This window comes from Geobacter sp. AOG2, assembly GCF_019972295.1.
Taxonomy (GTDB): Bacteria; Desulfobacterota; Desulfuromonadia; order Geobacterales; family Pseudopelobacteraceae; genus Oryzomonas.
Genome location: NZ_BLJA01000001.1, coordinates 1,419,204 through 1,431,493, shown reverse-complemented (window position 1 = coordinate 1,431,493; position 12,290 = coordinate 1,419,204). Strand labels below are relative to the sequence as shown.

General features: G+C 54.0%; 5 protein-coding genes. All 5 read left to right on the top strand.

The features are described 5' to 3' along the window. Positions 1 to 59: 59 nt before the first annotated feature. The 5 genes from treZ to treS all read left to right on the top strand — a co-directional run bounded on the left by treZ (position 60) and on the right by treS (position 12,270). Positions 60 to 1,931 (top strand): malto-oligosyltrehalose trehalohydrolase, encoded by a 1,872-nt coding sequence (gene treZ / locus LDN12_RS06515; protein WP_223921871.1) that lies wholly within the window; start codon positions 60 to 62, stop codon positions 1,929 to 1,931. A 1-nt stretch (position 1,932) separates the two neighbouring features. Further along, positions 1,933 to 4,383, top strand: coding sequence for a DUF3536 domain-containing protein (locus LDN12_RS06510; RefSeq protein ID WP_223921870.1), 2,451 nt, complete (start codon positions 1,933 to 1,935; stop codon positions 4,381 to 4,383). After that, entirely contained in the window at positions 4,380 to 7,364 is a 2,985-nt protein-coding gene (locus LDN12_RS06505) for a malto-oligosyltrehalose synthase (RefSeq protein WP_223921869.1), read from the top strand. Before LDN12_RS06510 ends, LDN12_RS06505 begins: the two co-directional genes overlap by 4 nt. A gap of 71 nt (positions 7,365 to 7,435) precedes the next feature. Then, positions 7,436 to 8,929 (top strand): 4-alpha-glucanotransferase, encoded by a 1,494-nt coding sequence (gene malQ, locus LDN12_RS06500; protein ID WP_223921868.1) that lies wholly within the window; start codon positions 7,436 to 7,438, stop codon positions 8,927 to 8,929. Next, positions 8,926 to 12,270: a maltose alpha-D-glucosyltransferase gene (gene treS, locus LDN12_RS06495; RefSeq protein ID WP_223921867.1), complete on the top strand. Its 3,345-nt coding sequence runs from the start codon at positions 8,926 to 8,928 to the stop codon at positions 12,268 to 12,270. Before malQ ends, treS begins: the two co-directional genes overlap by 4 nt. Positions 12,271 to 12,290 lie beyond the last annotated feature (20 nt).

Sequence of the window (12,290 nt, the reverse complement as noted above, 5' to 3'; positions counted from 1 at the left end):
GTACAATACTATTCGCAATATAATAATTAAGGCCCATACATCACTCAAAGGGAGAGAACATGGCTGACAGGGAGAGAGCTTCCATAGGGACGAAAAGTGCCTGGCAACTCGATCTCGGTGCCACCCCACTTCCTGATGGATCTACGCGTTTCCGAGTCTGGGCACCCCGGGCACGAAAAATCGCCGTTGCCATGCCGGGGCGCGGTCGGGCCTCGGTCCCCCTTTCCTCCGAAGGGAACGGTTACTTCAGTGGTATTGTCGCCGATACCGTGGAAGGCGACCTCTACCGCTACCTGCTGGATGACACCATCGAACGCCCCGATCCCGCGTCGCGCTTCCAACCGGAGGGCGTGCACGGTCCATCACAGGTTGTGGCCCCGGATCGCTACCAATGGCATGATCGCGAATGGTGCGGTATACCGCAGGAACAGTACGTCATGTACGAGCTCCATGTGGGCGTCTTTAGCCCGGACGGCACCTTTGGCGGGATCATCCCGCGCCTGGACTACCTGTGCGATCTCGGCATAACCGCACTGGAGCTTATGCCGGTAGCTCAGTTTCCCGGCAGTCGCAACTGGGGCTACGACGGAACCTTCTCCTTTGCGCCCCAGAACAGCTATGGAGGCCCCCTTGAGCTGAAACGATTGGTCGATGCCTGTCACGTCAGGGGGCTCGCCGTGATCCTCGATGTGGTCTACAACCACCTGGGGCCGGAAGGCAACTACCTTCACGCCTTTGCCCCCTACTTCACGGATCGCTACCATACCCCTTGGGGTGATGCGATCAACTTCGATGGCCCCGACAGCGACCCGGTCCGCCATCACTTCATATCCAATGCCCTTTACTGGGTTAGTGAATATCATATTGACGCCTTGCGGCTCGATGCCATCCATGGCATCTACGACTTCAGCGCCCGCCACATTCTTCAGGAACTTACGGAGGCGGTGCACTGCCAAGCCGCTGCTCTCGGCCGCCGGGTCCACGTTATCGCCGAAAGCGACCTGAACGATGTGCGGGTGATCACCCCTCCTGCACAGGGTGGATTCGGCCTTGACGCCCAGTGGAACGACGATTTCCACCACGCCTTGCGGGCTCTCTTAACCGGTGACCGGAACGGCTATTATGCCGATTTCGGACCGTTTTCCTGCCTGGTGAAGGCCTATCGTGAAGGATTTGTGCTCAATGGGACGTACTCCACATTCAGAAGGCGACATCACGGCAGTTCGTGCGCGGACCGGCCCCCAAGCCAGTTGGTTGTATGTGCACAGAATCACGATCAAGTGGGGAACCGCATGCGCGGGGAGCGCTTGCAGGAGTATCTCACTTTGGCACAACTCAAACTTGCAGCCGCCACGGTACTGCTTTCTCCTTACCTACCGCTGCTCTTCATGGGGGAGGAATATGCAGAGCCGGCTCGCTTTCCCTATTTTGTGAGCCATGACGATGCAGATCTGGTGGAAGCGGTCAGGATGGGGAGGCAACGAGAGTTCGCCGCTTTCAACCAGCCTGGGGAGATTCCCGACCCACAGGCAGAGGAGACTTTCCTGGCAGCCCGGCTCAACCCGGCATTGCACCGGCAGGGAGACCATGCGGATCTGTTCGGTTTCTACCGGCATTTGATACAACTGCGAAAGGATTTGGCGCCGCTCGCCCGCTTGGACAGAAATAGTATGGAAATAGTTGAATACGGGGAACAACAGGTCCTCGCCGTCAGACGCAGCTACCATGGCGATCAGGTGCTCTGCCTGCTCAATTTCAGCGCAGAGCGCCAGAACGTCCACCTGCCCGGCAAACAGCCTGCGTGGCGGATTGCGCTCGACTCGACAACGTCGGCCGACGCGCACACCCCCCGCATTCGGATCGACAACGCTGACGATACGGTGATCATATCGCTTGCGCCATACGCCGTACTCGTCTGTCGGAAGGAATAAAATGGAACGATTTCTTTGCATACATGGCCACTTCTACCAACCCCCTCGCGAAAACCCCTGGTTGGAGGCCGTCGAGATTCAGGATTCCGCCTATCCCTATCACGACTGGAATGAGAGGATTACCTCCGAGTGTTACGCCCCCAATGCAGCCTCACGCAATCTTGACGGTGAGGGACGCATCATGGGGATTGTCAGCAACTATGCCCGCATCAGCTTCAATTTCGGCCCCACCCTGCTCTCCTGGATGGAAAAATTTGCTCCCGACACCTACCAGGCGATCCTGGCGGCCGACCTCCAGAGCATCGCGTGGCGTTCCGGCCACGGCGCGGCCATGGCCCAGGTCTACAACCATATCATCATGCCACTTGCCACCCTGCGTGATAAGGAGACGCAGGTACATTGGGGAATCAGGGATTTTGAGCATCGCTTCCAACGCTTCCCCGAGGGAATGTGGCTGGCGGAAACCGCCGTAGATACGGAAACCCTGGAGGTATTGGCCAAGGCGGGCATCCGTTTCACCCTGCTCGCTCCCCACCAGGCAGTACGGGTGCGGAGGATCGACTCCGGCCGGTGGAAGGACGTTTCCGGCTCGCGCATCGACCCTTCCCAAGCGTATCTTTGCCGGCTTCCATCCGGGCGAAGTATCGCCATTTTCTTCTACGATGGTCCCATTTCCCAAGCAGTGGCCTTTGAAAAACTATTGAGCAATGGCGAGCAATTTGCCGCCCGTCTCATGTCCGGCTTTTCAGCCCACCGTAACCACCATCAGTTGGTACATATCGCCACGGATGGCGAAACCTATGGTCATCACCACGTCTTCGGCGAGATGGCGTTGGGGCATGCCCTGAACCACCTCGAAGGAAACGGACTGGCACGCCTTACCAACTATGGAGAATATCTGGAATTGCACCCGCCAACCCACGAAGTGCAGATTATGGAAAATACCTCTTGGAGCTGCATGCACGGCATCGAGCGCTGGCGGAGCGATTGCGGTTGCAACTCGGGCGGGAATAATGGTTGGAATCAGCAATGGCGACGACCGCTACGGGAGGCCATGGACTGGCTCAGCGAACAGTTGGCCGTCTGTTATGAGGGCGGCATGGAAAATCACATGAAGGACGCGTGGGAGGCGCGTGATGATTACATCAGCGTCATGCTTGACCGCTCCGAGGAAAATGTCGCCGCCTTTTTGCTCAGACATTCCCTGCACCCACTTGATGAAGATACAACCGTCGCGGTTCTCTGCTTGCTGGAGATGCAGCGACATGCCATGCTCATGTACACCAGTTGCGGGTGGTTTTTTGACGAACCGTCAGGGCTGGAAACGGTTCAGATTCTCCAGTATGCCGGCCGTGCAATGCAGTTAGCTGAAAGGTACTGCCTTCAGGGCGTTGAAGACGCTTTTTTGGAGCGGTTGTCCCTGGCCAGGAGCAATATCTCCAAACAGGGGCATGGAGCGGACATCTACGCGAGACTGGTTGAGCCGGCAAAGATTTATTTGATAAAGGTTGGTGCACACTACGCCGTAAGCTCCGTCTTCGAGGACTATGGGGAAGAAACCGACATTTTCAGTTATCGAGCCTCCCGTGAAGATTTGCTGATCATTGATTCCGGTCAAATGAAACTGGCGATCGGCAGGATATTCATCCGTTCCTCAATCACCCGCAAAGCCGACCGGATAAGCCTCTGTACCCTGTACTTCGGCGGCCATGCCCTGAACTGCGGGGTCCGTTCCTATTTGGGCGAAGAGGCTTACCTGATCATGAAGCAGGAGGTTGCAGCCGCGTTCAAAGAAGGTGATTTCGCCACCATCATAAGGCTAATGGACACGCATTTCGGCATGCACACCTACTCGCTCAAGGATCTTTTCCGGGATGAGCAGCGTCATATCCTGCAGCTCATCATTGCCGGCACGCTTCAGGAGTTTGAAGATAAATTCATAACTCTCTACGAAAACAGCAGAAACCTGATGAGCTTTCTGAAAGAAACCGGTATGCCGGTGCCGCACCGCTTTATGACTACCGCCGAGACCGCTCTCAATCTTGAGTTGCAAAAAATTTTCGCCTCGGACATGGTCGACATTGTCAGACTCGGTGAGATCATCGACGAGATCGGAAGATGGAATGTTGGAATGGATACCGTAGCACTTGAGTTCACCATCCGCCGCAGACTGGAAGGCGCCATGGCCGCACTGTTGGCGGAACCGGAAAACAGCCAGCGGTTGGCCGAGGTTCACCTGCTGGCCCAGACAATTGTGCTACTCCCGGCAGAGGTAAATCTTTGGCAGACGCAGAACATGTACTGGGATTTTCTGCGATCCTGCGCAGCGAGACTCCGGCCCGGTCTTGGAGAGACCGACCGGGATACGTGGTGTAAAACGGTCACGGACCTTGGGCAGTTGCTCTATTTCAATATACCGGCAGTGCTGACGGCGGCGGGAGGATATCTATGAACGGCACGGGGCTTAGAGTACCGGCAGCAACCTACCGCCTTCAGTTCAATTCGCACTTCCGCTTCAACGATGCCAGGGAAATCATTCCCTATCTGCATGCCATCGGCATCAGCCACATCTATGCATCACCTTACTTCAAGGCACGGGAAGGCAGCCTCCACGGTTATGACATCCTGGACCAGAACAGTCTGAACCCTGAAATCGGCTCCGAGGATGAATTCGACGCGTTGGTCGGCGAACTGAAACAATGGGGGATGGGACAAATCCTCGATATTGTCCCGAATCATATGTGCATCGAAGGGCAAGGGAACGCTTTCTGGATGGATGTACTGGAAAATGGCCCCAGCTCTTCTTACGCAAATGTCTTTGATATCGACTGGCATCCGGTCAAGAAAGAGCTGGAAAACAAGATTCTGATCCCCATCCTGGGCGACCAGTACGGCACCATACTCGAAAACAGGGAATTGCAGATATGCTTCGAGGAGGGATCTTTTTTCACCTGCTACTACGACCACAAGCTTCCGATTATTCCAAAAACCTACAGCAATATCCTGACACTCGGCATCGAAGGACTGGAACAGGAACTCTCCCCGGCCGCTCCACAGTTTCAGGAACTCATGAGCATCGTAACGGCGCTCCGGCACCTGCCGCCCACCACGGAACAAAATCCGGAGTTGATCACAGAACGCTATCGCGAAAAGGAGGTCGTCAAGCGGCGCCTCTGGAATCTGTACCAAAACAGCGGGGCTATCAGGGAGTTCATTGACGGCAATGTGGTTAGCTTCAACGGGACTAAAGGCAACCCGCGCAGTTTTGACCAGTTGGACGCGCTGCTTCGTGAGCAGGTCTATCGCATTTCCCATTGGCGCGTCGCTACCGAGGAGATCAACTACCGTAGATTCTTCGATATAAACTCCCTCGGTGCCATCAGGATGGAGGACCCTGCCGTTTTCGAACTGACCCACCGGCTGATCTTTTCGCTCGTGGCAACGGGAAAGATCAATGGCTTGCGCATTGACCACGCCGACGGCTTGCAGGATCCGGAAGACTATATCAGACGGCTTCAATCGGGCTGTTTCAATCAGATGTATGGTGGCGCCCCCGACGAGCTTCAGCTTACGGGCAATGAAGAGGATACTGAAACTGCCGCACATGAAAAATATGATCTGATTGTTGCCGCAGACCCTTCGTACAAACCGTTTTATATTGTTGGGGAAAAAATCCTTCTGAAAGGCGAGAAGCTGCCGGATGGTTGGCAGGTATTCGGCACCACCGGCTACGACTTTGTCAACCAGGTGAACGGCTTGTTTGTGGATACGTCCAATGCCAAAGCATTTGAAACGTTGTATACCCGCTTCCTGCAGCACCGAATAGATTTCCCGGAGGTGGTCTACGACAAGAAAAAGCTTGTCATGCAGGCCACCATGTCGAGTGAAATCAACACCCTGGGGCACTACCTGAACAAAATATCCGAACAGAACCGGCATACGCGGGACTTTACGCTCAACAGCCTGATCAAGGCCATTGTGGAGGTAATAGCCTATTTCCCGGTGTACCGTACCTATATCAACAGTTTTGATGTTCCTGAACGGGACCGGCAATACCTAGAATCGGCCATCGGCCGGGCAAAGCGACAAAACCCCGCCACCAGCGCATCTGTTTTTGAGTTTATCCGGGATGTCCTCCTGCTCCGTTTCCCCGGCAACATGACCAACGAGCATAAAACGGCGTGGGTTGATTTTGTGAAGCGGTTTCAGCAGATAACCGGTCCGGTCATGGCCAAGGGGATCGAAGACACCGCATTTTACATCTACAACCGACTTGCCTCCCTGAATGAGGTTGGCGGAAGCCCCGAGCGGTTTGGCATCACCATGGAGGCATTCCACGGCCAGAATATCGAACGGTACAAGAACCGTCCCTTGGCGATGCTGACTACATCAACCCATGATACCAAGCGAAGTGAAGATGTCCGCGCCAGAATCAACGTGCTCTCTGAGATCCCCGAGCTGTGGAGGGAGGCGCTTTCACGCTGGGGCCGCCAGAACCGAAAGCTCAAAATGATTGTGGACGGCAAACCCGCCCCAAGCCGCAATGAAGAATATCTGCTATATCAGACGCTGGTGGGTGCCTGGCCTATCTGCAATCCGGGCGATGATGAGTTTGCGGAATTCCGTGCCAGGATCAAGGGGTACATGTTGAAGGCCATGCGCGAAGCCAAGGTGCATACAAGCTGGATCAGCCCCAACTCACTGCATGAGGACGCGGTGATGTATTTCATCGACTTGATTCTCACCAAATCCAGTCACAACAATTTTCTGAGCGACTTTGCCGAATTCCAGAGATTGACCACTGCCTGCGGAATATGTAATTCCCTCTCCCAAACCCTTCTCAAGATTGCCTCGCCGGGAATCCCCGATTTCTACCAGGGAAATGAGTTATGGGACTTCAGCCTGGTCGACCCCGACAACCGCCGCCCGGTGGATTTCGGTTTACGAAGAAGGCTGCTGGATGACCTGATTCGGATGGAATCGAGTACCGGAGCCATGGAAACGGCGCGTGAGGTGGTTGCGAACCGCTACGACGGCCGCATAAAGTTGTACCTGACCCGCAAGGCACTCAACGTTCGCCGGGAAAACCGTGAACTGTTCGAATCCGGCAGATATCTGCCACTCGTTGTGGAGGGGTCATGCCAAGAGCATGTCTGTGCATTCGAGCGCTCTATCAACAATCGTTCGGTCATCGTGGTGGCGCCAAGGCTGTTCAGCCGTCTCCTGCACCATGACTACAATGAGCTGCCTCTTGGGCCACAGGTCTGGGGCGATACCCGCATCAATCAACCCTTCGGTAACCTCGTCGGCAGGTATCGCAACATCTTCACGGGAGAACAGTTAACCCTTGATCGCCAGACCGGTCAGCCGAGCCTGGCACTCAAAGATATTCTGGCGTCATTTCCGGTGGCTATGCTGGAACAGCTTGATTGAAAGGACAAACCTATGACCAGTGGGATTTTTCAGATTGCCGGACAGTCAATCACAAGTGTAACGGGGTTCAGATGCTGAATACACGTGGCTGCGGAATTTTGCTGCATCCGACATCGCTGCCGGGACCGGGCGGCATCGGCGCTCTGGGAGCGGATGCTCGAAGTTTTATCGACCTGCTCCACGCCATGGGCATGTCATACTGGCAAGTTCTCCCGTTGGCGCCGCCGGCCTTCGGGAACTCACCCTATTCCGCCTTCTCGGCTTTTGGGGGTAATCCGTTACTGATAGATCTGGAACAGCTTGCCCGGGAGGGCGATCTTGCCCCGGCCTCGCATCAGGATACCTTCTCTGGGAACCGGGTTGATTTCGGTGCAGTAACCGCAGAGAAAACGGCGCTGCTTCGTAAAGCCGGAGAAGTCTTTCTGGCGCAGCCGGAATCGGATCGCGCCGTTGAATTCCGTATGTTTTGCAATTCGACTCCGTGGCTCCATGATTATGCCCGGTTCATGGCTCTCAAACGACGCTACAACGGAGCGGTATGGAATCAGTGGCCAAACGGCGAAACAGATGCCGTGTGCGACAGGCCGACAATTGAACTTGCCCACGAAATAGCGCTTCAAGAATATTTGCAATGGCAATTTTTCAGGCAATGGAGCGCGCTCCGCCGGTATGCCAATGCCCGTGGTATCGCGATAATCGGCGACATCCCCATTTTCGTGGCCTATGACTCAGCCGAGGTTTGGAGCCATCGTGAGCTATTCCTTCTGGATGATCACGGTAACCCGACCGTTGTAGCAGGCGTCCCACCGGATTACTTTAGCGCTACCGGTCAACTGTGGGGTAATCCGCTCTATGATTGGGATGCTCTGGAGAAGACCGGGTACCGGTGGTGGATTGCACGGTTCAGAGCGGCACGTGAACTTTTCGATATTGTGCGGGTTGATCATTTCCGCGGGTTTGAGGCTGCCTGGCAGGTGCCGGCACAGGCACAAACCGCACGTGAGGGTGTCTGGGTCAAAGGGCCTGGCGAACGACTGTTCGATATGTTGCACAAGGCCTTGGGACCGCTACCGATAATTGCAGAAGACCTGGGAGTGATCACCCCTGAAGTACTGGCGCTACGTGACCGATATAATTTTCCCGGCATGAAGATTCTTCAGTTCGCCTTTGATGACAAGCTCGATGACCGTGACCTGCCCCACAATCATGTGAAACACGGGATTGTTTATACCGGTACGCACGACAACAACACCACAAAAGGGTGGTATGGCTCTCTTTCAGAAGCTGAACGCCGGGAGATGCATGCATACCTCGGCACTTCGGGACGGGATGGGGTCGGCGACCTGATTCGTGCCGCCTTGATGTCGGTTGCCGATACGGCTATCATGCCTTTTCAGGATGTTTTGCATCTGGGCTCCGAAGCACGCATGAATATTCCCGGCACCGCCCATGGAAATTGGGAATGGCGTTTTTCCTGGGATATGCTGCCGTGCAACCTGGCTTTATCCTTCCGGGGTCAGCTTGAACGTTACAGCAGGACAGCAAAAGGGGGGATTTGTCAATGAATCAAGCCGGTTTTCCCTTGGAGGACAGCCCCCTGTGGTATAGGGATGCTATCATTTATCAACTGCACATCAAGGCTTTTGCCGACTCGGATGCAGATGGCGTGGGTGATTTTCGCGGGCTGATCGGTAAGCTTGACTACCTGCATCAACTTGGTGTAACGGCGATTTGGCTCCTCCCTTTCTATCCTTCTCCGCAGCGGGATGACGGCTACGATATATCCGACTATTTCAACGTCAACCCCACCTATAACAGCCTCCGCGAGTTCAGGCATCTTCTGCGCGCCGCACATGACCGCGGCATCCGGATAATCACGGAATTGGTGTTGAACCACACCTCGGATCAGCACCCGTGGTTCCAGCGCGCCCGACGGGCAAAAGCGGGATCAATTCACCGGGACTATTATGTCTGGAGCGACACACCCGAAAAGTATCGTGAAACACGCATTATTTTCAAAGACTTCGAAACATCAAATTGGACGTGGGACCCTCTGGCAAAGGCATACTATTGGCATCGTTTCTATTCCCATCAGCCTGATCTTAATTTCGACAACCCGAAAGTCCAATCCGAAATGCTCCGGGTTATCGACTTCTGGATGCAGATGGGAGTTGACGGAGTACGGCTCGATGCCGTTCCCTACCTGTTCGAACGGGAGGGGACCAATTGCGAAAATCTTCCCGAAACCCACGAATTCCTCAAGAAACTCCGGGCGCACATGGATGGTTCCTTTAAAAATCGCCTGCTACTTTCAGAGGCCAACCAGTGGCCGGAGGATGCCGCAGCATATTTTGGCAACGGTGACGAAAGCAATATGGCGTTCCATTTTCCGCTGATGCCCCGCATGTTCATGGCTATCGAAATGGAAGATCGTTTCCCGATAGTCGATATTCTCGACCAGACACCGGACATCCCGGAAGGGTGCCAGTGGGCCATATTTCTCCGCAATCATGATGAATTAACCCTGGAGATGGTAACGGATGAAGAACGGGACTACATGTACCGGGTCTATGCCTCCGATCCAAGGGCGAGAATCAATCTCGGCATCCGTCGCCGGCTTGCGCCGCTGATGGGTAACAATCGAAGAAAAATAGAATTGATGAACATGCTACTCTTCTCCATGCCGGGGACGCCTATCATTTATTACGGTGATGAAATAGGCATGGGCGACAACTACTTCCTGGGCGACCGCAACGGAGTCCGGACACCAATGCAGTGGAACCCTGACCGTAATGCGGGCTTTTCCCAGGCCAGCCCCCAAAAACTCTTTCTGCCGGTAATTATCGAACCGGAATATCATTTTGAATCCATCAACGTGGAAAACCAGGAACGGAATTCATCTTCGCTCCTGTGGTGGATGCGTCGAACCATAGCAATGCGCAAGCGTTTCAAGGCCTTTGGCTGCGGCAGTCTGGAAATGCTACCATCCGACAATCCAAAAGTATTAACGTTCGTCCGCAGTTACGAAGACGAAAACCTGTTGGTTGCCATAAACCTCTCACGTTTTGCCCAGACTGCTTCCGTCGACCTTTCCCGTTACGCAGGCATGATCCCTGAAGAAGTCTTCAGCAGAAATCGCTTTCCCATGATACAGGGAACCCGCTACCATTTTACCATGGGACAATACGACTATTTCTGGTTTGCTTTGCGCAGAACCGAGGCGAGGGTCGAACAATGTGGAGTCGAATGCCTGAAGCTTTATCTTCAGGATGGACAGCCTTGGTGGACAGTCCTGAAAGGTGCCGCTGGAGAATCATTGTGCAATGCCGTACTACCTCATTATTTGCAGCGAGTTTTCTGGTTTTTCGGAAAAGGAAGGGGCATCCGAAAGATCAGCGTAATTGACAATTGCCCATTAAAACAAGAGGACCAAATAGTTCTGCTGACCTTTATCAAAGTCACCTATAGCGATGCTGAGCCGGAAATATACCAGATACCCATGACGTGGCTTTCAAACGATCAGGTGCAAACAATGGCGGAACGGCATCCTCTGGCGACCATAGCTGAGCTGAATATTGGAGAAATACAAGGTTTTCTGTGTGATGCTGTTTATTTTGAGGAATTCAGGATCCTGCTTTTTGATCTCATGAGAGAGCGAACGAAAGTGCACAGCACAACCGGTTCAGTCCTCGTCGGTATGCGCGGCAGGGGGTTGATGAAGAGTTTTTCTCACAAGTCGGAACTGTTTCCCAGCAGGATTACCGCGGTCGAGCAGAACAACACCACTATCCTCTATGGGGACCGCCTACTGTTGAAAATATACCGGAAACTGGAGGAGGGAATAAACCCGGAGCAGGAGATACTACGCTTCCTCGCCGGAAAAAGCAGTTTCCGTAACGTTCCGGCGTATGCCGGCAGAATTGAATACCGTACAGGACACGCAAAAAACTATGATTTCGGCGTGCTGCAAACGTACGTTTCCGGCCATGGTGATGCCTGGCACAATACATTGACCAGCCTGACGCAATTTGTTGAGCACCTGTTATCACACCGTCATGACTTGCCTTCACTGCCGGCCTGCCTCCCAACCCTTATTGAGGTTCTCGATAACGGCATTCCAAACCAGTTTCGCAATCTCGTGCGCGGCCTGCACCTGGAAATGGCCCTGCTGCTCGGCCGCAGAACGGCGGAAATGCATCGGGCACTGGCTTCCGATTCTGCCGATTCCAACTGGAGTGTTGAAGAATTTTCCAGCTTATACCAGCGTTCAATCTATCAATCCATGAGCGGGCTCGTCCGAAAAAATTTCCGCACCTTGATGCTCAATCTCACCTATCTGTCGGAAGACGTCCAGCGCCGGGCTTCTCTGGTATTGGCCTCCGAAAAGGAGATAATCGACTGTCTGCATAAAATTACCGGGCGGGCGCTTTCCGCCATGAAATGCCGGATTCATGGTGATCTACATCTGGGCCAGGCTCTTTTCACGGGCAAGGACTTCGTTTTTATTGACTTTGAAGGTGAACCGGCGTACCCGCTAAGCGAACGGAGACTGAAACGTTCACCGTTACGTGATGTGGCGGGGATGATCCACTCTTTTCACTATGCCGCCATGACAATCCTGCTCCATCACGGCGCCAGCCATCCTGACGACACGGCCATGCTCGAACCGTGGTTGAACGCCTGGTATATATACGTAAGCGGCTCCTATTTAAAGGCATATCTGCATACCTTGAAAAATACTCCCCTTGTGCCGATGGACAGAGCTGAACTGGAAATTATGTTGCGCTGTTTCCTGATCCAGAAAGAGGTTCACGAACTTGGCGTTGCATTAAATAACCGTATAGAAGGAGTCGAACTTCCCCTGAGGGGTTTAGAGATGCTGGTGCAGGATTGTCGCCGCACATAACCCGAAATGATCTGTAGTTG

Excerpts from the sequence above, each read along its gene's own strand:
- malQ (WP_223921868.1), top strand. The coding sequence starts at position 7,436 with ATGCTGAATACACGTGGCTGCGGAATTTTGCTGCATCCGACATCGCTG.
- treZ (WP_223921871.1), top strand. The coding sequence starts at position 60 with ATGGCTGACAGGGAGAGAGCTTCCATAGGGACGAAAAGTGCCTGGCAA.
- LDN12_RS06510 (WP_223921870.1), top strand. The coding sequence starts at position 1,933 with ATGGAACGATTTCTTTGCATACATGGCCACTTCTACCAACCCCCTCGC.
- LDN12_RS06505 (WP_223921869.1), top strand. The coding sequence starts at position 4,380 with ATGAACGGCACGGGGCTTAGAGTACCGGCAGCAACCTACCGCCTTCAG.
- treS (WP_223921867.1), top strand. The coding sequence starts at position 8,926 with ATGAATCAAGCCGGTTTTCCCTTGGAGGACAGCCCCCTGTGGTATAGG.